The following is a 21,306-nucleotide window of genomic DNA, read 5'->3' on the forward strand; positions in this document are numbered from 1 at the left end:
CGGGCGGGGGCCCCCCCCTGGGCGCCCCCCCGGGGCCCCCCCCGCGCCGGGCCCCCGGCCGCCCCCCCCCCCGGGGGGGGGGGGCGGGGGCCCCCCCCCCCCCCCCCCCTCGACGGGAGCCCGCGCAGGAGCCTGCGGCTCGCTCAGCCCTTGACGGAGCCGGACATCAGCCCGCCGACGAAGTACTTGCCGAGGACGATGTACACGAGCAGCGTCGGGAGCGACGCGAAGAGCGCGCCCGCCATGGAGACGCCGTAGTTCTGCAGCAGCGCACCGTTCGCGAGGTTGTTCAGCGCGAGCGTGACGGGGCCGTTCTGGCTCGAGGAGAAGAACACCGCGAAGAGGAAGTCGTTCCACGCCGACGTGAACTGCCAGATGAGCACGACCACGAAGCTCGGGATCGAGATCGGCAGGATGATCGACCAGAACGTGCGCAGCATGCCCGCGCCGTCGACGCGCGCGGCCTCGACGAGCTCGTGCGGCACCGTCATGTAGTAGTTGCGGAAGATGAGCGTCGTGATCGGGATGCCGTAGACCACGTGGAGCAGGATCAGCGACGGCACGCCGCTCGGGATGCCCAGGCCCAGCACGAGCTGGTTGAGCGGGATCATCACGGCCTGGTACGGGATGAACATCCCGAAGAGGATGAGCGTGAAGACGACGTTCGCGCCCTTGAACGACCAGCGCGAGAGCACGAACCCGTTGAGCGAGCCGAGGAAGGCCGCGATGATCGCGGCCGGCACGACCATCTGCAGCGAGCGCAGGATCGCCGGCGACAAAGCGGTCCACGCGGTCTGCCAGTTCTCGAGCGTCCACACCTGCGGGAGCGCCCACGCGCGTGCCGGGGACGCGTCGCCCGCGCCCTTGAAGCTCGTCACGAGCAGCACGTAGACGGGGATGAGGACGATGACGACGAAGAAGAGCAGCGCGGCGTACTTCAGGGTGCGGCCGACGGAGAACCGTCCGCGCGGGGCACGACGCTCGGTCTGGCGCGGGGTGCCGAGGACGTCGGGAGTGGGGACGGCCGGCGTCGAGGTGGTCGTCATCGCTTCTCCTGACGGTTGGTGCGGACCAGGTAGGGCACGATGACGACGGCCACGATGATCAGCAGGATCGAGCCGACGGCCGCCGCGTTGGCGTAGTCGAAGCTCGACTTGAAGACGTACATGTCGACGGCGGGCACCTTGGTCTGGTAGTTCGCGGGCTTCGAGATCGACATGATGAGGTCGAACGCCTTGAGCGACATGTGGCCGATGATGATGAGCGCCGACAGCGCGACCGGCGACAGCTGCGGGAACAGCACGTGGCGGTAGAGCTTCCACTCGCTCGCGCCGTCCATGCGGGCCGCCTCGCGGAGCTCGTCGGGGATGCCGCGGAACCCGGCGAGGAAGAGCGCCATGACGTAGCCGGAGAGCTGCCAGATCGCGGGGATCGCGATCGCGGTGATGCCCCACGTGACGTTGTTCCACCAGTTGTTCTGCAGGAAGTCCAGGCCGACGATCTGGAACAGGCGGTTGAGGCCGCTCGCCTGCTCGCCCTGGTTCGAGTTGAGCAGCCAGCGCCACACGACGCCCGAGGCGACGAACGACACGGCGAAGGGGAACAGGTAGACCGACCGGAAGAAGCCCTCACCCTTGACGGGCCGGTCCATCATCCACGCCCACAGGAAGCCCATGAGCATCGTCCCGGCGAGGAAGACGACGGTGTAGAGGACGAGGTTCTTCAGCGAGTGCTGGAACGCCTCGCTGCCGAGCAGGTCGAGGTAGTTCTCGAACCACACGACCACCGACGGCTTCTGGCCGGTGGCCTGCGCCGCGGTGTGGTTGTCGGTGATCGACGTCGTGAAGTTCGCGCCGATGAGGCCGTACACGAACACGCCGACGAGGATCAGCGAGGGGGCGAGCATCAGCAGCGCGGGGCCGGCGCGTCGCAGTGACTTGAGCATGGTGGGTCTTCCCGGTCGTGGGGGCGAGGGAGCCGCTCGGCGGCATCCCGGGGAGGGTTCCGGTCGCGCGGGTCCGCCGCGCGCCGTCGGGACGTGCCCGACGACGCGCGGCGGCTCCGGTGGACCGGTCTCAGCCCTGGGTGGCGGACACGAGCTCGGACTGGAAGGTCGCGAGGTCGGACCCGCCGGAGGTGAACTTGCTCGTCGCGTCGGAGATCGCGTTGAGCGTCGCGACCGGCGCGGCGGCGCCGTGCGCGAGCGAGGACACGATCGTGTCCTGGCCGAACGACTCGATCGCGGTCTGCTGGTACTCGGAGAACTCCGAGGCGTCGGCGTCGGTACGGGCCGGGATGGAGCCCTTGGCCTTGTTGAACGCGACCTGGCCCTCGAGCGAGCCGACGGTCTCGAGCCACGCCTTGGCGCCGTCGGGGTGCGGCGCGCCCACCGGGAGGGTGAACGAGTCGGCGAGGAAGTCGAACACGCCGTCGGTGCCCGGCACGGGGAACGCGGTGAAGTCGGTGCCGAGCGCCTTGCCCTGCTCCTCGAACGCCGCGACGGCCCAGTCGCCCATGACGTTGAACCCGGCGTTGCCGTCGATCACCATCTGGGTCGCCTCGGGCCAGTCGAGCCCGTCACGGTCGGTGTTGGTGTAGCCCATGAGCTTCTCGAAGTCCTCGAGCGCGGCCGTCACCTCGGGGCCGGCCCAGTCGGTCGAGCCGTCCCACAGGCCGTTGTACGCCTCCGCGCCGAGGTCGGCGAGGAGCACGGTCTCGAGGAGGTGGACCTGGGTCCACGTCGTCGCGACGGACAGCGGCGTGACGCCGGCGGCCTGGAGCGTGTCGAGGTCCGCCATCCAGGCGTCGAGGTCCGCGTAGGTCGCGGCGGGGTCGATGCCGTTGGCCTCGAGGACCGCCGGGTTGGCCCACACGACGTTCGCGCGGTGGATGTTCGACGGGATCGAGTAGATCGCGCCGTCCTCGGACTTGAGGCGGTCGACCAGGTCGGCCGGGAACACGTCGTTGAGGCCGAACTCGTCGTACAGCGAGGAGACGTCCTCGATCTGCGCGGCGTCGATGTAGTCCTGCAGCTCCGCGCCGGCGTGCGCCTGGAACGTGTCCGGCGGGTCCTGCGCCTGGAGGCGCGACTGGAGGAGGTCCTTGGCGGCCGAGCCGGCACCGCCGGCGACCGCGCCGTTGATGAACGTCACGTCGGGGTGCTGCTCGTCGAACACGCCGACCAGCGCGTCGAGACCCGCCTTCTCGGAGCCGGCGGCCCACCAGGTGAAGACCTCGACCTCGTCGCCGCCCCCGGAAGCGCCACCGTCACCGGTGCCCCCGTCACCGGAACCACCGCCGCTGCACGCGGCGAGTGCGAGACCCACGAGGGCGGCAGTCGCCACCGTCGCGCTCGTCCTGCGATCGATTCGCATCGTGATTTCCCTACGCCTTCTTCGGTCGTTGGGGACCAGCGGGACGACCACGTCGCGCCGGCCGGGCGCACCGGCGCGCCCTCGAACCCGGTGCCCATCCAACGGCGACCCACGCTTGGTGTCAAGAAGTGAACTCAAGCGTCGCCCAATCGTGATCTTCACGTCAGGTCGTGGATCCAACCTGCGGCTCCGCTGAGGACCGCCTCGGATGACAGCGCTATCGACCAGCGGCCGAGGGAACCCGCACGGGACCGAGCCGGGGCGCCCCACCTGGACCGGGGTGCCTCGGCGGTATTCTGGCGGACGTGCGCGCTGACCGGGTGACCCCGGGCTCGCAGACTTCACTGCGTGAGGCCAACCGAGCTCGGATCGTGAGCGCCGTCCAGCAGCGTGGCTCCCTCACGCAGATCGAGCTGGCCGGCGTCACCGGGCTGTCCCCGGCCACCGTCTCCAACATCGTCAAGGAGCTCACGGGCGCGGGCGTGCTGCACACCTCGCCGTCCACGCGCAGCGGGCGCCGCGCGCTCCAGGTCACCCTCGCGCGCAACCTCGGGCTCGTCGCGGGCGTCCACTTCGGCAGCCGGTCGATGCGCGTCGCGCTCGCCGACGCCTCGATGCGCGTCCTCGCCGACCAGCGCATGCCCCTCGCGCCGGACCACCGCGCGGACACGGGCCTCCAGCGCGCCGCGCTCCTCGTCGCCGAGATGGTCGCGTCGGTCGACGCCGCCCCGGACGAGCTGCTGGCCGTCGGCGTGGGCGTCCCCGCGCCGGTCGACGTGCGCGCGGGCAGCATCGCCACGGTCGGGATGATGCGCGGGTGGGACGGCGTCGTCGTCCCCGAGGTGCTCGAGGCCGAGCTCGGCGCGCCCGTGACGGTCGACAACGACGCCAACCTCGGCGCGCTCGCCGAGACCCGGTTCGGCGCGGCCGTCGGGCACGACGCCGTCGCCTACCTGCGCGTGTCGCACGGCGTCGGCGGCGGGCTCGTCCTGGGCGGGCGCGTCGTGCACGGCCGGGCGGGCGTCGCGGGCGAGATCGGGCACGTGACGATCGACGAGAACGGCCCCGTGTGCCGGTGCGGCAACCGCGGGTGCCTCGAGATGTACGTCGGCGCGGGCGTGCTGCTCTCCATGCTCTCCGAGAGCCGCGGGCACCTCACGCTGCGCGACGTCATCGCGCGCGCGCAGGAGGGCGACCCGGGCTGCCGCCGCGTCCTGTTCGACGCCGGCCAGCACCTCGGGGTCGCGGCCGCCAACCTCTGCAACCTCGTGGACCCGGAGATCGTCGTCGTGGGCGGGCAGCTCGCCGAGGCGGGCGAGGCGCTGCTCGGCCCGCTGCGCACGGCGCTCGAGCAGCGCACCGTGCCGAGCACCGCCGGACCCGTCCAGGTGGTCGCGTCCGAGCTCGGCTCCGCCGCCGAGGTGCGCGGGGCGCTCGCCGTCGCGCTCGACCTGGCCCGCGTGAGCGGGTCGCTGGGGGTGAGCGCATGACCGCCGCGCGCGTGCGCCGCGCCGTCGCGGCCGCCGTCGTCACCCTGCTCGCGCTCGCCGGGTGCGCCGCGCCCGAGGAGGCGCCGGCGGGCCCGTCCGAGGGGACGATCGGGCTGCTGCTGCCGGAGGCGAAGACCGCGCGCTACGAGACGACCGACCGGCCCACCTTCGTGGGCGTCGTCGAGCGACGCTGCCCCACGTGCGAGGTGCTGTACGCCAACGCCGCGCAGGACGCGGCGAACCAGCAGCAGCAGGCCGAGTCGATGCTCGCGCGCGGCGCCGACGTGCTCGTCCTCGACGCGGTCGACGCCGTCGCCGCGGTGAGCATCGTCGCCGAGGCCCAGCGCCTCGGCGTGCCCGTCATCGCCTACGATCGCTTCGTCGACGGCGCGAACTACTACGTCTCGTTCGACAACGAGCTCATCGGGTACCTCATGGGGGAGGCGCTCGTCGGCGCGGTCCTGGACCGCGCGGAGCAGGACCCGCCGGGCGAGGGCCGGCGGCCGGGCGTCCTGCTCGTCCAGGGCTCGCCGACCGACCCGAACGCCGCGGAGCTCGCCGCCGGCGCCCACCGTGCGCTCGAGGGAGAGGACATCGACGTGCTCGCCGAGTACGACACGCCCGACTGGAGCCCCGACAAGGCGACCGAGTGGGTCGAGGGACAGCTCACGCAGTACCCCGGTCGCGTCGACGGCGTCTTCGCGGCGAGCGACAGCATCGCGGGCGGAGCCATCGCGGCCATGAAGGCCGCCGGTCTCGACCCCGTGCCGCCCACGACCGGCCAGGACGGCGAGCTCGCGGCCGTCCAGCGCATCGTCTCGGGCGACCAGTACATGACCGTCTACAAGGCGACCGCCCAGCAGGCGCGGACGGCGGCCGAGCTCGCCGTGCGCGTGCTGCGCGGCGAGGACCCGCGCGCGACGGCCGTCATCGACGGCGTCCCGAGCCTGCTGCTCGCGCCGCGCGCCGTCGGGGTCGACGACGTGCAGCGCGTCGTCGTGGACGGCGGGGTCCACTCCGTCGACGAGATCTGCACCCCGTACTACGTCGACGCGTGCGTCGAGGCCGGGCTCCTGGAGGCCGCACCGTGAGCGCACCCGTCCTGTCGCTGCGCGGCGTCTCGAAGAACTTCGGCGGCGTCCGCGCGCTCGTCGACGTCGACGTCGACGTGCGCGAGCACGAGGTGCTCGCCGTCGTGGGCGACAACGGCGCCGGCAAGTCGACGCTCGCGGGCGTCATCGCGGGGGCGTTCCGCCCGGACGGCGGCGAGGTCCTGCTCGACGGCGCGCCCGTCGTGCTCGACTCGCCCGCCGCGGCCCGCACGCACGGGATCGCGGCGGTCTTCCAGCAGCTCGCGCTCGTCGACGACCTCGACGTCGTCGAGAACGTGTTCCTCGGCCAGGAGACGCTGCGCGGGCCGTTCCTCGACGAGATCGCGATGGAGCGCGAGGCGTGGGGCCTGCTCGACCAGCTCGCGGCGACCGTCCCCTCGGTGCGCCAGCCGGTGCGCACGCTGTCCGGCGGCCAGCGCCAGGTCGTCGCGGTGGCCCGGGCCCTGCTCGGCGCGCCGCGCGTCCTCGTGCTCGACGAGCCGACGGCCGCGCTCGGCGTCCGCCAGACCGCCGAGGTGCTCAACCTCATCGAGAAGCTGCGCGAGCGCGGCCACGCCGTCGTGCTCATCAGCCACCAGGCGGGCGACCTCCAGGCCGTCGCGGACCGCATCGTCGTGCTGCGCCTCGGGCGCGTGCACGGCGAGTTCTCGGGCGACACCTCGTACGAGGACCTGCTCGCCGCGATGACCGGCGCGGTCCGGCCCGCGCGCCCCGGCGGTCCCGCGCGCGCCGCGTCCGGCCCGGAGCCCCGCGAGCGGCGGGCCGGCGGCACGGGGGCGGTGCACCGATGAGCGTCCCCGGCCGCACCCCCGGCGCCGCGCTCGAGCGCACGACGACCGGCGCCCTGTCCGGCACCGTCGTGCAGCAGCTGCGCGGCGCGCACCTCGGCATGCTGCCGATCGTCGGCGCGCTCCTGCTCATCTGGGTCGTGCTGGGCGCGATCAACCCGGCGTTCCTCTCCGCGGAGAACCTCGTCAACCTCACGCTCCAGAGCGCGCCCACGGGCATCATCGCGCTCGGCGTCGTCATCGTGCTGCTCGTCGGGCAGATCGACCTGTCGGTCGGGTCGGTGAGCGGGCTCGCGGCCGCGGTGCTCGCGGTCGGGACGGTCGGCCTCGGGTGGCCGGTCGGGCTCGCGATCGTCGCGGCCCTCTCCGTCGGCGTCGTCGTGGGCATCGGGTACGGGCTGCTGTCCACGCGCCTGGGCCTCGCGTCGTTCGTCTTCACGCTCGCGGGCCTGCTCGTCCTCGCGGGCGTGCAGCTGCGCGTCCTCGGGCCCAAGGGGTCGATCAACCTCCCGTTCGAGTCGTGGCTCGTGCGCACGGTCCAGCAGGGCTTCCTCGCCCCGGCCGTCGCGTGGGGGCTCGTGGCCGCCGTCGTCGTGGGGTACGCGGCGCTGCGCGTCGCCGACCACGTGCGCCGCGTGCGCGCGGGGCTCCCCAGCCCGGGCCTGGGCCGCGCCGCGGTCCGCACCGGGCTCCTCGCCGCCGTCCTCGTCGCGACCGTCGCCTACCTCGGCACGGCGCGCGGCATCGGCTACACCGTCGTGCTCTTCGTCGCGCTCGTCGTCGTGGTCGACGTGCTCCTGCGCCGCACGCGCTGGGGTCGCTCGGTGCGCGCGGTGGGCGGCAACCGCCGGTCGGCGCTCCTCGCGGGCGTCGCCGTGCGGCGGACGGTCGTCTCGTGCTTCGTCGCCTGCTCCACCTTCGCCGCGCTCGGCGGCGTCCTCGCTGCCGGCCGCCTCGCCGCCGCGAACCAGGGCACGGGCGGGGCGGACACCTACCTCACGGCCATCGCCGCGGCGGTGATCGGCGGCACGAGCCTGTTCGGCGGGCGCGGCAGCGCGTGGTCCGCGCTGCTCGGCGTGCTGGTCATCCAGTCGATCGCGAACGGCCTCACCCTGCTCAACCTCGACACGGCGACGCGCTACATCGTGACCGGAGCGGTGCTCCTGCTCGCTATCGTCGTCGACATGCTCATCCGCGGCCGACGGGAGATCTGATGATGGTGGTGCAGGGGGAGCACGCGGACATGCTCCCGCCGGGCGGGGCCCCGGTCACGACGGTGGCAGGACCGGCCGCGGCGACGCGCGTCGCGCCCGACGCCGCCGCGCGACCGCACGCGGGCCGCGGAGGACGGCGCCCGACGCTCGCGTCGGTCGCCGAGGCCGCGGGCGTCAGCCTCAAGACGGCGTCCCGCGTCCTCAACGACGAACCGAACGTCGCGCCGCAGACGCGCGCCAAGGTGCAGGAGGCCGCGCAGCGGCTCGGGTTCCGGCGCAACGCCGTCGCGGCCGACCTCGCCCGCGGCGGCTCGTCGCGGCTCGTCGGCTTCGTGACCGGCGACCTCGCGAACCCGTTCTACTCGGCGCTCGCGAGCGGCATCGAGCGCGAGCTGCGCCACCACGGGCTGCAGCTCATCACGACGAGCTCCGACGAGGAGCCCGAGCGCGAGCGCACGCTCACGGAGGCGCTCGTCGAGCGGCGCGTCGGCGCGCTCGTCGTCACGCCGACCTCGACCGACCACTCGTCGCTGCGCCGCGAGCTCGACGACGGCCTCCCGGTCGTGTTCATCGACCGCCCCGCGCAGGGCGTCGAGGCGGACACCGTCGTCATCGACAACCGCGGCGGCGTGCGCGACGCCGTGACGCACCTGCTCGCGCACGGGCACCGGCGCATCGCCCTCGTGGGCGACGTCTCGCGCCTGTGGACGTTCCAGGAGCGCCGCGACGAGTTCGTGGCGACGCTGCGGGCCGCCGGCGTCGAGGACCCCGCGCGGTACGTGCGCGACGGCGCGCACGACGCGGACCTCGCACGCGCGTTCGTCACCGAGCTCCTGGCCCTGCCGGAGCCGCCGACGGCGCTCGTCACCGCGAACAACAAGATCACCGTCGGCGCGCTGCACGCCCTGCGCGACCGCGTCTCCGGGGGCGAGGCGCCCGACGTCGCGCTCGTGGGCTTCGACGACTTCGAGCTGGCCGACCTCCTGCACGTGACCGTCGTGGGCTACGACGTCGTCGAGATGGGTCGTCAGGCCGCGGCGCTCGCGGTCTCGCGCGCCGAGAACCCCGAGCTCGCGCCGCGGCTGGTCGTGGTGCCGACACGGCTCGTCGTGCGGGGCACGGGGGAGGTCCCCGGCCCCGGGGCCTAGGTGCGCACGGGCGGTGCGAACCGCGCGTCCGGCACGCCGTGCGCGCCCCCGAGATCCCCTCGCCGAACGCGGCCCGGCCCCGCCGAGGTCGCGTTGACAAAGCGAGGAGCCGCCGCATAAGTTCAGGTCGCCCCTGACAACGCTTCCCCCCTGCGCGTTGTCAGGGGCACCCCTGCAGCCTGACAGCGCTGTCAGATGATCGAAGGAGATCGCGAGCATGATCAGACCCCTCCCGCCCGGACGCGCGGTCGCGCGCTCCGGCGGCGGCGCGCGCCCGCTCGGGCTCGCGCTCGCCGTGGCCCTCGCCGTACCCCTCGCGGTACCCGTGGGCGTCCTCGCCGCGGCGCCCGCGGCCGCCGCCGAGCCCGGCGACTTCTTCTCCTCGTTCGAGTCCGGCGACCCGGCCCCGCTGTCCACCACGGTGGCGGAGCGCGACGGCGAGCCCTGGCAGTCGAACGTCGGAGCCTTCACCGCGGGCCTGCCCGGCAGCGTGCTCGGCGGGCTCCGGAGCATCACCGCGAGCGCGGAGAACCTGCCCAACGAGGGAGCCGCCAAGCTCGCCGACGGCAGCTCGGGCACCAAGTGGCTCGCGTTCGCCTCGACCGGCTGGGTCACGTACCAGTTCGCCGAGCCCGTCTCGATCTCCGCCTACGCGATGACGTCGGGCGACGACGCCCCCGGGCGTGACCCGAAGAACTGGACGATCGAGGGCTCCTCCGACGGCACCACCTGGACGCCGCTCGACCAGCGCACCGACGAGGACTTCCCCCAGCGCCAGCAGCAGCGCGTGTTCGAGCTCGACGAGCCGACCGCCGCCTACGCCTACCTGCGCCTGAACATCACCGCGAACTCCGGCGACAACATCGTGCAGCTCGCCGGCTGGGACCTCTCGTCCGACCTCTCCGCCGCGCAGCCGCCCGCGCCCATGACGACCGAGGTCGGCACCGGGCCGCGCGTGAACTTCACGAACAAGGCCGGCGTCGGGTTCACCGGCCTGCGCTCCCTGCGCTACGACGGCTCGCACATCGCCGACGGCGAGGCGTACGCGACGAACGTCCTCTACGACGACGTGGACGTCGTCGTGGGCGAGGACACGCGCCTGAGCTACACGATCTTCCCCGAGCTGCTCGACGACCTGCAGTACCCGTCGACGTACGCCGCGGTGGACGTCCGCTTCACCGACGGCACCTTCCTGTCCGACCTCGGCGCGCGCGACGCGCACGAGACGGTCGCGAGCGCGCAGGCGCAGGGCGAGGGCAAGATCCTCTACGCCGACCAGTGGAACTCGGTCCGGATCGACCTGGGCGACGTCGCCGCGGGCAAGACCGTCGACCAGCTCCTCGTCGGGTACGACAACCCGGCCGGGCACGCGGGCACGCGGTTCGCGGGCTGGCTCGACGACGTGGCGATCACCGCGGACCCCGCGACGATCGACGGGTCGAGCCTCGTCAACTACGTGGACACGCGCCGCGGCACGCACGCGTCGGGCTCGTTCTCGCGCGGGAACAACATCCCGGCGGCGGCCCTGCCGAACGGGTTCAACTTCTGGGTGCCGTACACCAACGCGTCCTCGCAGAGCTGGCTGTACGAGTACCACAAGGCCAACAACGGCAACAACAAGCCCGTCCTCCAGGGCTTCGGCGTCTCGCACGAGCCGAGCCCGTGGATGGGGGACCGCAACCAGCTGACGTTCCTGCCGTCGACGGTCGCGGGCACGCCGAACGCGACCCTCTCGACGCGCGGTCTCGAGTTCGACCACGCCGACGAGACGGCGCGGCCCGACTACTACGGCGTCCGGTTCACCAACGGCTCCGCCCTCGAGGCGACGCCCAGCGACCACGGCGCGGTGCTGCGCTTCTCGTTCCCCGGCAGCACGGGCCACGTGATCGTGGACAAGGTGGACGGCTCGTCCAAGCTCACGCTCGACCAGGCCACGGGCACGATCTCCGGCTGGGTCGAGAACGGGTCCGGCCTCTCCGTGGGCCGCACGCGGATGTTCGTCGCCGGCTCCTTCGACCGTAGTCCGACGGCGGTCGGGACGGCGACGGGCAACCGGGCCGACGCGCGGTTCGCCACGTTCGACACGTCGTCCGACGACACGGTCGAGCTGCGCGTCGCGACGTCGTTCATCAGCCTCGACCAGGCGCGCAAGAACCTCGACCTGGAGGTGACCGGCAAGACCTTCACCGAGGTCAAGGCGGCCGCGGCCGAGGCGTGGAACGACCGCCTGGGCGTCATCGAGGTCGAGGGCGCGAGCGAGGACCAGCTCGTCACGCTGTACTCCAACCTCTACCGCCTCAACCTGTACCCGAACTCGCAGTTCGAGAACACGGGCACGGCGGACGAGCCCCGGTACCAGTACGCGAGCCCGGTCTCCGCGACCACCGGCTCGGCGACCGACACGCAGACGAACGCGAAGATCGTCGACGGCAAGATCTACGTGAACAACGGGTTCTGGGACACGTACCGCACGGCGTGGCCGGCGTACTCGTTCCTCTACCCGGAGCTCGCGGGCGAGCTCATCGACGGGTTCGTGCAGCAGTACCGCGACGGCGGCTGGATCGCGCGCTGGTCCTCGCCGGGCTACGCCGACCTCATGACGGGCACGAGCTCCGACGTCGCGTTCGCGGACGCGTACCTCAAGGGCTCGCTCCCGACCGGCACCGCGCTCGAGGCGTACGACGCCGCGCTGCGCAACGCGACCGTCGCGCCGCCGAACAACGCCGTGGGCCGCAAGGGCCTGCAGACGTCGCCGTTCCTCGGGTTCACGCCGGAGTCCACGCACGAGTCCGTGTCGTGGGGCCTGGAGGGCCTGATCAACGACTTCGGCATCGGCAACATGGCCGCGGCCCTCGCGGAGGACCCGGCCACGCCGGACGAGCGTCGCGAGACGTTGCGCGAGGAGTCGGCGTACTTCCTCGAGCGCGCCACGCACTACGTCGAGCTGTTCGACCCCGAGGTCGACTTCTTCGTGCCGCGCCACGCGGACGGCTCGTGGGCCGTGGACCCGGAGACGTACGACCCCGAGGCGTGGGGCGGCGGCTACACCGAGACGAGCGGCTGGAACTTCGCGTTCCACGCGCCGCAGGACGGCCAGGGCCTGGCGAACCTCTACGGCGGCAAGCAGGGCCTGGAGGACAAGCTCGACCTGTTCTTCTCCACCCCGGAGCGGGGTGCCGGCAACGGCGGCATCCACGAGCAGCGCGAGGCGCGCGACGTGCGCATGGGCATGTGGGGCATGAGCAACCAGGTGTCGCACCACATCCCGTGGCTGTACGACGCCGCGGGCGCCCCGGCCAAGGCCCAGGAGAAGGTCCGCGAGGTCATGCGCCGCCTCTTCGTGGGCAGCGAGATCGGCCAGGGCTACCCGGGCGACGAGGACAACGGCGAGATGTCGTCGTGGTGGATCTTCGCCTCGCTCGGCTTCTACCCGCTGCAGGTCGGCTCCGACCAGTACGCGGTCGGCTCGCCGCTGTTCGACACGGCGACCGTGCACCTGCCGGACGGCGACCTCGTCGTCAACGCCGAGAACAACTCGGTCGACAACGTCTACGTCCAGTCCCTCGCCGTGGACGGCGAGGCGCGCACGTCGACGTCGCTCTCGCAGGCCGACCTCTCGGGCGGCGCGACCCTGGACTTCGTCATGGGTCCGGAGCCGTCGGCGTGGGGCACGGGCGAGGACGACGCGCCGCCGTCGCTCACCGAGGGCGACGAGCCCCCGGTCCCGGCGAAGGACGCCACCACGGTGGGCCTCGGCACGACGACCGTCAGCGACGGCGACGCGTCCACGAGCGCCACGGCGCTCACGGACAACACGTCCGCCTCGCGCACGACGTTCGCCACGTCGACCCCGTCGATCACGTGGGCGGGCAACGGCATCCGGCCGACGGTCGCGACGTACACCCTGACCTCCGGGGCGAGCGGGACGGCCTCGCCGTCCGCGTGGACCCTCGAGGGCTCGGACGACGGCGAGACGTGGACGACGCTCGACGAGCGGTCGGGCGAGCAGTTCCGCTGGGCGCTGCAGACGCGGCCGTTCACCGTCGCCGACCCGGCGGCGTTCGCGCAGTACCGCGTCACGGTCACGGCCACGGCCGGCGAGGGCGCGCTGTCGCTCGCCGAGGTCGAGCTGCTCGCCGACCCGCGGGAGTCGGGCGCCCAGGAGCTCACGCTCTCGGCCGCCCCGGACCGCGAGGCCGTCACGGGCCGCGAGGTCACCGGCGCGTTCGCGACCCTCACGGGGGTCGGGGGCGACGTGGCCGCGCTCGACGCGCAGGTCACGTTCGGCGACGGGTCCGACCCGGTCGCCGGGACGCTCGTGGCCGGCGCGTTCGGCGGGTACGCGGTGCACGCCGCGCACACGTGGGCCGCCCCGGGCGTGTACCCGGTGACGGTGACGGTCTCCGGCGACGGGGTCGAGCCGGTCACGGCGACGTCCCACGTGAGCGTCTCGCTCCTGCGCGAGGGCTCGCTGCTCGCCGCGTACGACAACGTGTGCATCGGCGACGTCGGCACCACGGTCGGCTCGTGCGACGGGCAGGGCGTGTTCTTCGACCGGGCGCAGCTCGAGGCGAAGGGCTTCGTCCAGGGCGAGCGCGGCACGGTGCCCGGCACCGACCTCGCGTTCGACGTCCCCGCGGTCCCCGCGGGCGAGCCGGACAACGCGACGGGCGACGGGCAGACCATCGAGCTGGACGTCCCCGCGGACGCCGAGCAGCTCTCGGTGATCGGCACGGGCACGGAGAAGAACCAGCAGGCCACCGGCACGCTGACGTTCGACGACGGCTCGTCCCAGCCCATCGACCTGAGCTTCGGCGACTGGTCGGGCGCCGCCCGCAACCCGGTGTTCGGCAACATCGCGGTCGCCGTGACGGACCACCGCCTGCGCGGCGGGAGCCCGCAGACCGGCACCCCCGCCGCGTTCTTCGCGACGGCGCCGATCACGCTCCCCGAGGGCAAGCGGCCCGTGAGCCTCACGCTCCCGGACCAGCCGGGCGAGCTCGCGCGCGACGGGCGCATCCACGTCGTCGCGATCGCGCACGACGGCACCTTCGCGGAGCAGCCCCCGCTCGAGGTGACGGCGGCCGAGGGCGTGAGCCTCGCCGTCGGCCGGTCCACCGACGCGGTCCTCGCGCACGTGACCGGCGGCCGCGAGGGCGCCGAGCTGCGCGCGGCGGTCACGTGGGGCGACGGGTCCGACGTCGAGGCGGGCGTCGTGGCGGACGGGTCGGTCACCGGCTCGCACGCCTACGCGGCGGCGGGGTCGTACACGGCGTACGTCGTGGTCGACGACGGCTGGACCAGCCGCGTGGTCGAGGTCCCCGTGACCGTGACCGAGGGCCAGGCGGAGCTCGCGATCGACGTCACCGTGAGCACGCGGTGCCTCGCGGGCAAGGTGTACGTCGCGGTCCGCGCGGAGAACGGCGAGGACGTGCCCGTCGCGGTGCGGCTCGTCACCCCGTTCGGCACCAAGGAGCTCGCGGCCGTCGCGCCGGGGGCCAACGCCTACCAGTCGTTCGCGACGCGGGCCACGTCGGTCGAGGCCGGCACGGTCACGGTCGAGGCGACGCGCGGGAGCGGCGACGAGGAGGTGACGGCGTCGATCGACAGCGACTACGCCGCCGTGACCTGCGGCTGAACCTCACCCGCCCGCCCCACGACCTCGCCGACCGAGGCGTGAGGTGAGCATGCACCACCGGCGGTGCCCCGGGATGATCGTCCCGGGGCACCGCGCCGTCCCGGCCCCGCGCCCGGTGCGGCGCCACGTACCCAGCACGAGAAGGACCGACACATGACCGAGCACCCGACCGAGCGGACCGCGCCGACGACCGACCTGCGAGTCGATCGCACGGCGTGGCGCCGCGAGCAGCTTGCCGACCTGCTGCGCTTCGGCGAGGCGTCGCTGCGTGCGGACGGGGCCGCTCAGTGGCTCGACGACGACGGGCGCCCCGACCTGTCGCGACCGGTCCACACGTGGATCACGGCGCGCATGGCCCACGTGTACGCGTTCGCATCGCTGCTCGGGGTGCCGGGCGCGGGCGAGCGGGCCGACGCGGCCCTGCACGGCCTGCGCGCGGTGCTCGTCGACGCGGCGAACGGCGGCTGGGTGGCCTCGCGCGGCCCGGCACCGCGACCGGGCGACGGCCACGACCCGGCGGCGGGCGAGACCGAGCCCGTCGACGGCACGAAGAGCGCGTACGCGCACGCGTTCGTCGTGCTCGCCGCGGCGTCGGGCACGATCGCGGGCCGCGAGGGCGCGCGCGACCTGCTCGACGCGGCGCTCGCGGTGCTCGACGAGCGGTTCTGGGAGCCCGGGCCGCGCATGCACGCGGACGAGTGGTCGCGCGACTGGTCGGTCCTCGACGAGTACCGGGGCGTCAACGCGAACATGCACTCCGTCGAGGCGCTGCTCGCGGCGCACGACGCGACGGGCGACCCCGAGTGGCTCGAGCGGGCCGTGTCGATCGCCGACCGCGTCATCGGCTGGGCCCGCGACAACGCGTGGCGCATCCCCGAGCACTTCGACGCCGGCTGGAACCCGCTGCCGGACTACAACGCGGACCGCCCGCGCGACCCGTTCAAGCCGTACGGCTCGACGCCGGGCCACGGCCTCGAGTGGTCGCGGCTCCTGCTCCAGGTGGACGTCGCCGCGGGCACGCCCGGTGCGCGCACGGACGCCGCGGTCGCGCTGTTCGACCGCGCGGTCGCGGACGGCTGGGACGGCGAGCACGGCGGCGGCTTCGTCTACACGGTCGACTGGTCGGGCGCCCCGGTCGAGCCGCGCCGCTACCACTGGGTCGCGGCCGAGGCGGTCGCCGCGGCGGACGTGCTCGGCCGGGTCACGGGCGACGCGCGGTTCGGCGACGCCGCCGCGGGCTGGTGGGAGTGGGTCGACCGGTACCTCGTCGACCACGAGCGCGGGTCCTGGCACCACGAGCTCGACACGGCCAACCGCCCCGACGGCGTCACGTGGGTCGGCAAGCCCGACGTCTACCACGCGGCGCAGGCCGTGATCCTTCCCGACCTGCCCCTCACCGGCTCGCTCGCCGCCTCGGCCAAGGCCGCCGGCAGCATCCTGGGCTGAGCCTCCGGATCGCCGGTCCCGGGGTCGCGCGCCGCGTCACCGTCGCCGCGGCGCGCGACCTCGGGCCCGGTACGCCCTCACCGTCGGCACGCTCTCGCCGCCGGCGCGGTGCGCCGGCGGTGGTCGCGGCCGCCGCGCGCGGTCACGCGGCGACGGGCTCCAGGGCGGCCAGGGCGTCGTCGGGCAGCTCGAGGTCGGCGGCGGCGAGGTTCTCGCGCAGGTGCGCGACCTTCGACGTGCCCGGGATGACCAGCACGTTGGGCGAGCGGCGCAGGAGCCAGGCGATCGCGACCGCCTTCGGGCTCGTGCCCAGCCGTGCCGCGACCGCGTCGAGCGCACCGGACTGCAGCGGCGAGAAGCCTCCCAGCGGCCAGAACGCCGTGTAGGCGACGCCCTGCGCGTCGAGCGCGGCGATGAGCGCCTCGTCGCCGCGGTGCGCGACGTTGTACCAGTTCTGGACCATGACGACCGGGGCGATCGTCTGCGCCTCGGCCACCTGGGCGGCGTCGACGACGGACAGCCCCAGGTGCTGGATCTTGCCCTGCTCGCGCAGCTCGGCGAGCGCGCCGAACGGCTCGGCGAGCGAGCCGGGGACGGGCGAGTGGCCGTCGGGACCGCCGCCGAGGCGCAGGTTCACGACGTCGAGCGCCTCGACCCCGAGGGTCCTGAGGTTCGACTCGACCTGGGCGCGCAGCTGCTCGGGCGAGCGCGCGTGCGGCCAGCCACCGTTCTCGTCGCGCACCGAGCCGACCTTGGTGACGACGTGGACGCCGTCGTACGGCGCGAGCGCCTCGCGGACGATCTCGTTGACGACGTGCGGGCCGTAGAAGTCCGCGGTGTCGACGTGGTTCACCCCGGCCCCGACGGCCGCGCGCAGCACGCGGACCGCCTCGTCCCGGTCGGCCGGAGGCCCCCAGACGCGCGGGCCGGCGAGCTGCATCGCGCCGAGGCCCTCGCGCGTGAAGGTGATGCCCTCGGACGTGGTGAAGGTTCCGCCGGGCGTGCGTTCGTGAGTCATGGTGTTCCTCCTCTCTCGGTGCCCCACGAGGGGCGGTGCTCTGCGTGCGGTGCGGTGCTGCTCAGTCGACGAGCACCTCCGCCTCCGCTCTGGTGGTGGCGGTCGTGGACGTTTTCGCGGCGCCGGACGTCCGTGCGTCGTTCCCCGCGTCGCTCCTCGCGTCGCGATCGTTGTCGCCGGGCTCGGGCGTGCGCCCGCCCGCCGGGAGCACGAGCGAGAGGACGACGGCGAGGACGGTGAACCCGGTGGCCCACCAGAAGGCGACGTGGAAGCCCGCGGCCGGCGTCGCCGCCGTCGTGATCCCGGTCTGGAGGACGACCGCCAGCACGGCGGTCCCGAACGACCCGCCGAGCTGCTGGCCGATGCGGCTGATCACGCTCGCGTGCGGCACCTCGTCGCGCGCGAGCCCCTCGAACGCGAGCGCCATGAGGGGCACGGTGACCGCGCCCAGCCCGATGCCGCGGACCAGGAGGAACGCGCTCACGAGCACGAGGTCCGTGCTCTCGGTGGCGCCGAGGAACGGCAGCGTGCCGATCGCGACGACCACGAACCCGACGAGCACGACCCAGCGCGCGCCGATCGTCTCGGCGAGCCGTGCGGCGGGGGAGCGGCTGAGGAGGGACCCGACGCCCTGGGGGATGAGGAGCAGGCCGGCGGCGAGCGGCGTCATGCCGCGCAGCTGCTGGAAGTACAGCGGGATGAGCAGCATGGCCCCGTACAGCGCGAACCCCGACAGGAACAGCAGGGTCGTCGAGGACGACAGCGGCCGGTGGCGCAGGAGCCGCAGGTCGACGAGCGGGTCCGAGCGGCGCCGGAGCGTCCACGCGGCGAAGCCGGCGATCAGGACGACGCCCCCGGCGAGCGGGACGAGGACGTCCGGGTGGACGAACCCGCCGTCCTTGCTCGCGTTGCTCAGCCCGAGCAGCACGGCGACCAGGCCGACGGCCATCGTGGCGAACCCGACGCCGTCGAGCGGGGCGCTCCGCGTCGGCTCGTCCTTCGGCAGGTACCGCAGCGCGAGGGGGATCCCGGCGAGCGCGAACGGCGCCGTGACGAGGAAGAGCCAGTGCCAGTCGAGCGCGTCGAGCACGAGCCCGCCGAGCACGGGGCCCAGGATCGGGCCGAGCACGGCCGGGACGCTGACCACGGACATGACGCGCGCGAGGCCCTTCCCGGCGGCGGCCTGCATCACGAGGGTCGTCATCAGCGGCATGAGCACGCCGCCCGCGGCGCCCTGCAGCATGCGGGACGCGATGAGCGACGGCGCGTCCCACGCGACGGCGGCCAGCACGGACGCGACGAGGAACAGGGTCAGCCCGGTCACCCACAGGTGCCGCCCGCCGAGGCGCTGCTGGGCCCAGGGCACGATCGGCACGACGACGGCCAGCGCCAGGAGGTACCCGGTGCTGATCCATTGGATCGTCGAGAGCGGGACGTCGAGGATCCCGGCGAGCGGTTCGACCGCCACCGCGACGACCGTCGTCGCGAACAGGACGCCCAGGCCGCCCACGAGGGTGGTCCAGGCGACGGGCCACACCCCGGGCGCGACGCCTCCGGTGCTCTTCCTCATCATGGCCTCCTGGTTGAGAGTCAGCGTGTATCTTAGATACCCTAGACGGCGAAGATAAGGAACACAATGTCCCCTACGGATCATTCCCGCCCCGTCCCTCAGCGCCGTCGCGGCGCGCAGCTCGAGGAAGCGCTCCTCGACGCGGCGTGGGACGAGCTCCTCGACGTGGGCTACGAGGCGCTCACCTACGACGCCGTCGCCGAGCGGGCGCGGACGAGCCGCGCGGTGCTCTACCGGAGGTGGCCCACCAAGCGCGACCTCGCCGTCGCCGCGGTGTCACGCGTCCTGGCCGCGCAGCCCTCGCCCACGCCGGACACCGGCACGCTGCGCGGTGACGTGATCGCGCTGCTGCACGCGGCGAACGACGCGCGCGCCCGCGTCGCCGTGCAGCTGGCCGCGCGCCTCGACGGTCCGCAGGAGGGAGGGCTCACCCTCGCCGACCTGCGCGACACCCTCTCCCGGCGCAGCGACGACCACGTGCGCACGATCCTCGGGCGGGCCCGGGACCGCGGCGAGATCCCGACGGCCGACCTGCCCCGCCGCGTGCGGACCGTCGCGTTCCACCTGCTCGGCTACCACGTGCTCATGACGCGCCGGGCGGCCACCGCCGAGGAGATCGCCGAGGTCGTCGACGAGGTGTTCCTGCCTCTCGTGCGCGGACGGGGAGCGTGAGCGCCGCGGCTCCGACCGCAGGACTCGTCCCCCGGTACCCGTCGTGCCGCCGGCCGGGTACCGCGGGCCGATGTGCGGCGCCGGGGGCGTCCCTAGCGTGGCCGACCATGATCACCGCAGAGCACCTGACCAAGAGGTACGGCGGCAGGACCGCCGTCGACGACCTCTCGTTCACCGTCCGCCCGGGCGTCGTCACCGGGTTCCTCGGCCCGAACGGCGCCGGGAAGTCGACCACGATGCGCATGCTCGTGGGTCTCGACGAGCCCACGTCGGGGCGGATCACCGTCGGCGGACGGCGTTACCGCGACCTGCGCGACCCGCTGCGGCACGTCGGCATCCTCCTCGACGCCGGCGCGGTGCACCGGGGGCGCAGCGCACGCGACCACCTCCTCGCGATCGCGCACACGCACTCCCTCCCCGTACGGCGCGTCGACGAGGTGCTCGACCTCGTCGGCCTGGGGGCCGTCGCGCGCCGGCGCGCCGGCGGGTTCTCGCTGGGCATGGGGCAGCGCCTCGGGATCGCGGCCGCCCTGCTCGGCGACCCGCAGGTGCTCGTGCTCGACGAGCCGGTCAACGGGCTGGACCCCGACGGCGTGCTGTGGGTCCGGCGGACGCTCGCAGACCTCGCCGCGGACGGGCGCACCGTGTTCCTCTCCTCGCACCTCATGAGCGAGCTGTCGCTCATCGCCGACGACCTCGTCGTCATCGGCCAGGGGCGGCTCCTCGCGGCGGGCACGGCCCAGGACGTCATCGCGTCCGTCGCCCCCACCACGGTGCGCGTCGTCTCGCCCGACGCCGCCGCCCTCGCGACGGCCCTGCAGGGCGCCGACGTCAGCGTGACCGCGCTCGACCGGGAGACCCTCGACGTCCAGGGCCGCTCGGCGCGCGAGATCGGCGCGCTCGCGGCCGCACGGGGGATGGCCCTGCACGAGCTCGCCACCCGACGCATCAGCCTGGAGGAGGCGTTCATGCAGATCACCCGCGACGCCGTCGAGTACGGCACCGTCACGGAGGTCGCCCGATGACCACCCTCACGCTGCCCGAGCCCCGCACGGACCTCGCCGGGGCGCGGATCACCGCCGCCGGCCTGCTCCGCTCCGAGTGGACCAAGCTCCGGTCCCTCCGCTCGCTGCGGGTCACCCTTGCCGCCGCGTTCGCGCTCGTCCTCGGCCTGAGCGGGTACGTCGTGCTCGAGGGGACGGCGCTCGACGGCGCGCCCTCGGACATCCCGTTCGGCTTCACGGCCGTGTACCCGATCGGGACGCTCGCCCTCGTCGTGCTCGGCGTGCTCACCGTGACGAGCGAGCACAGCAGCGGCACCGTCCGCGTCAGCATGGTCGCGGCCCCGCGCCGGGCCGGCGTGCTGCTCGCGAAGGCCGCCGTGCTCACCGCCGTCACCACCGGCCTCGCCGTCGTGAGCTCGGTGCTCCTGTACCTCCTCGTGCAGGCCACCGGAACCCTCCCCGCGGCGCGCGGCGTCTCGCTCCTCGACCCGGAGATGCTCGGGGGCGTGCTCGCGAACACGCTCCTGCTGCCGTACGGGGCGCTGCTCGGGGTCGTGCTCGGCGCCCTCGTCCGCGACGCCGCGGGCGCGATCACCCTGTACTTCGGCGTGTTCCAGCTCGGTCCGCAGATCTTCCCCGCCTTCCTGCCCGAGCCCGTGGCGGGCGTCGTGGACGTGCTGCCGACGGTGGCCATGAACGTCGTGCGCGCGGCCGGGCTCTCCTCCGAGCCGTACGGCGTCGGCACGGCGGTGCTCGTGCTCGTCGCGTGGGTGGGCGCGCTCGGCGCCGCCGCGTGGTGGCGCCTGCGGCGGCGGGACGTCTGAGCGGACGC

15 protein-coding genes are annotated in these 21,306 nt (G+C 73.8%); 10 read left to right on the plus strand and 5 right to left on the minus strand.

The features are described from left to right. Positions 1 to 143 precede the first annotated feature (143 nt). The 3 genes from GYH36_RS10065 to GYH36_RS10075 all read right to left on the minus strand — a co-directional run bounded on the left by GYH36_RS10065 (position 144) and on the right by GYH36_RS10075 (position 3,374). The gene (locus GYH36_RS10065) at positions 144 to 1,046 is read right to left on the minus strand and encodes a carbohydrate ABC transporter permease (protein ID WP_024839154.1); all 903 of its coding nucleotides are present in this window, start codon (positions 1,044 to 1,046) and stop codon (positions 144 to 146) included. Next, a complete protein-coding gene (locus GYH36_RS10070; protein WP_162289777.1) occupies positions 1,043 to 1,945 on the minus strand; it encodes a carbohydrate ABC transporter permease in 903 nt (300 codons plus the stop codon). The genes GYH36_RS10065 and GYH36_RS10070 overlap by 4 nt, the downstream gene beginning before the upstream one ends. A gap of 130 nt (positions 1,946 to 2,075) precedes the next feature. Beyond that, positions 2,076 to 3,374 carry an ABC transporter substrate-binding protein gene (locus GYH36_RS10075; RefSeq protein ID WP_024839152.1) on the minus strand — a complete coding sequence of 433 codons (1,299 nt, stop codon included), beginning with the start codon at positions 3,372 to 3,374 and terminating at the stop codon, positions 2,076 to 2,078. Between the two features lie 371 nt (positions 3,375 to 3,745). On the opposite strand from GYH36_RS10075, the gene GYH36_RS10080 reads away from it, so the two are divergent. The 7 genes from GYH36_RS10080 to GYH36_RS10110 all read left to right on the plus strand — a co-directional run bounded on the left by GYH36_RS10080 (position 3,746) and on the right by GYH36_RS10110 (position 16,210). After that, on the plus strand, positions 3,746 to 4,864 hold the full coding sequence (locus tag GYH36_RS10080; protein ID WP_024839151.1) for an ROK family transcriptional regulator: 1,119 nt from the start codon (positions 3,746 to 3,748) through the stop codon (positions 4,862 to 4,864). Next, positions 4,861 to 5,955, plus strand: coding sequence for a substrate-binding domain-containing protein (locus GYH36_RS10085; protein WP_162289778.1), 1,095 nt, complete (start codon positions 4,861 to 4,863; stop codon positions 5,953 to 5,955). Before GYH36_RS10080 ends, GYH36_RS10085 begins: the two co-directional genes overlap by 4 nt. Next, entirely contained in the window at positions 5,952 to 6,767 is an 816-nt protein-coding gene (locus GYH36_RS10090; protein WP_024839149.1) for an ATP-binding cassette domain-containing protein, read from the plus strand. The genes GYH36_RS10085 and GYH36_RS10090 overlap by 4 nt, the downstream gene beginning before the upstream one ends. Continuing rightward, complete coding sequence (locus GYH36_RS10095; protein ID WP_162289779.1) at positions 6,764 to 7,978, plus strand: sugar ABC transporter permease; 1,215 nt, start codon at positions 6,764 to 6,766, stop codon at positions 7,976 to 7,978. Before GYH36_RS10090 ends, GYH36_RS10095 begins: the two co-directional genes overlap by 4 nt. Further along, complete coding sequence (locus GYH36_RS10100; RefSeq protein ID WP_024839147.1) at positions 7,978 to 9,126, plus strand: LacI family DNA-binding transcriptional regulator; 1,149 nt, start codon at positions 7,978 to 7,980, stop codon at positions 9,124 to 9,126. Before GYH36_RS10095 ends, GYH36_RS10100 begins: the two co-directional genes overlap by 1 nt. 217 nt (positions 9,127 to 9,343) lie before the next feature. Further along, a complete protein-coding gene (locus tag GYH36_RS10105; protein ID WP_203231747.1) occupies positions 9,344 to 14,764 on the plus strand; it encodes a GH92 family glycosyl hydrolase in 5,421 nt (1,806 codons plus the stop codon). Positions 14,765 to 14,917: 153 nt separating this feature from the next. Continuing rightward, on the plus strand, positions 14,918 to 16,210 hold the full coding sequence (locus tag GYH36_RS10110; protein ID WP_115941811.1) for an AGE family epimerase/isomerase: 1,293 nt from the start codon (positions 14,918 to 14,920) through the stop codon (positions 16,208 to 16,210). Positions 16,211 to 16,352: 142 nt separating this feature from the next. Here the strand turns inward: GYH36_RS10110 and GYH36_RS10115 are convergent, their stop codons facing one another. Both GYH36_RS10115 and GYH36_RS10120 read right to left on the minus strand, forming a co-directional pair. After that, positions 16,353 to 17,228 (minus strand): oxidoreductase, encoded by an 876-nt coding sequence (locus tag GYH36_RS10115; RefSeq protein WP_162289780.1) that lies wholly within the window; start codon positions 17,226 to 17,228, stop codon positions 16,353 to 16,355. Positions 17,229 to 17,289: 61 nt separating this feature from the next. Next, positions 17,290 to 18,798: an MDR family MFS transporter gene (locus GYH36_RS10120; RefSeq protein WP_203231748.1), complete on the minus strand. Its 1,509-nt coding sequence runs from the start codon at positions 18,796 to 18,798 to the stop codon at positions 17,290 to 17,292. A gap of 66 nt (positions 18,799 to 18,864) precedes the next feature. Between GYH36_RS10120 and GYH36_RS10125 the strand changes: the two genes are divergently transcribed. From GYH36_RS10125 to GYH36_RS10135, 3 genes are all read left to right on the plus strand, one after another. After that, a complete protein-coding gene (locus GYH36_RS10125; protein ID WP_162289782.1) occupies positions 18,865 to 19,470 on the plus strand; it encodes a TetR/AcrR family transcriptional regulator in 606 nt (201 codons plus the stop codon). Positions 19,471 to 19,577: 107 nt separating this feature from the next. Further along, entirely contained in the window at positions 19,578 to 20,495 is a 918-nt protein-coding gene (locus GYH36_RS10130) for an ABC transporter ATP-binding protein (protein WP_162289783.1), read from the plus strand. After that, positions 20,492 to 21,298 carry an ABC transporter permease gene (locus tag GYH36_RS10135; RefSeq protein ID WP_162289784.1) on the plus strand — a complete coding sequence of 269 codons (807 nt, stop codon included), beginning with the start codon at positions 20,492 to 20,494 and terminating at the stop codon, positions 21,296 to 21,298. The genes GYH36_RS10130 and GYH36_RS10135 overlap by 4 nt, the downstream gene beginning before the upstream one ends. The last annotated feature ends 8 nt before the right edge of the window (positions 21,299 to 21,306 follow it).

This window comes from Cellulosimicrobium composti, assembly GCF_010287905.1.
In the GTDB taxonomy this organism is placed as follows: Bacteria; Actinomycetota; Actinomycetes; order Actinomycetales; family Cellulomonadaceae; genus Cellulosimicrobium; species Cellulosimicrobium composti.

What these genes read in the sequence shown, in the direction of transcription:
- GYH36_RS10065 (WP_024839154.1), bottom strand. Translation starts at nt 1,046, where the DNA reads ATGACGACCACCTCGACGCCGGCCGTCCCCACTCCCGACGTCCTCGGC.
- GYH36_RS10070 (WP_162289777.1), bottom strand. Translation starts at nt 1,945, where the DNA reads ATGCTCAAGTCACTGCGACGCGCCGGCCCCGCGCTGCTGATGCTCGCC.
- GYH36_RS10075 (WP_024839152.1), bottom strand. Translation starts at nt 3,374, where the DNA reads ATGCGAATCGATCGCAGGACGAGCGCGACGGTGGCGACTGCCGCCCTC.
- GYH36_RS10085 (WP_162289778.1), top strand. Translation starts at nt 4,861, where the DNA reads ATGACCGCCGCGCGCGTGCGCCGCGCCGTCGCGGCCGCCGTCGTCACC.
- GYH36_RS10095 (WP_162289779.1), top strand. Translation starts at nt 6,764, where the DNA reads ATGAGCGTCCCCGGCCGCACCCCCGGCGCCGCGCTCGAGCGCACGACG.
- GYH36_RS10100 (WP_024839147.1), top strand. Translation starts at nt 7,978, where the DNA reads ATGATGGTGGTGCAGGGGGAGCACGCGGACATGCTCCCGCCGGGCGGG.
- GYH36_RS10105 (WP_203231747.1), top strand. Translation starts at nt 9,344, where the DNA reads ATGATCAGACCCCTCCCGCCCGGACGCGCGGTCGCGCGCTCCGGCGGC.
- GYH36_RS10110 (WP_115941811.1), top strand. Translation starts at nt 14,918, where the DNA reads ATGACCGAGCACCCGACCGAGCGGACCGCGCCGACGACCGACCTGCGA.
- GYH36_RS10115 (WP_162289780.1), bottom strand. Translation starts at nt 17,228, where the DNA reads ATGACTCACGAACGCACGCCCGGCGGAACCTTCACCACGTCCGAGGGC.
- GYH36_RS10120 (WP_203231748.1), bottom strand. Translation starts at nt 18,798, where the DNA reads ATGAGGAAGAGCACCGGAGGCGTCGCGCCCGGGGTGTGGCCCGTCGCC.
- GYH36_RS10125 (WP_162289782.1), top strand. Translation starts at nt 18,865, where the DNA reads ATGTCCCCTACGGATCATTCCCGCCCCGTCCCTCAGCGCCGTCGCGGC.
- GYH36_RS10130 (WP_162289783.1), top strand. Translation starts at nt 19,578, where the DNA reads ATGATCACCGCAGAGCACCTGACCAAGAGGTACGGCGGCAGGACCGCC.
- GYH36_RS10135 (WP_162289784.1), top strand. Translation starts at nt 20,492, where the DNA reads ATGACCACCCTCACGCTGCCCGAGCCCCGCACGGACCTCGCCGGGGCG.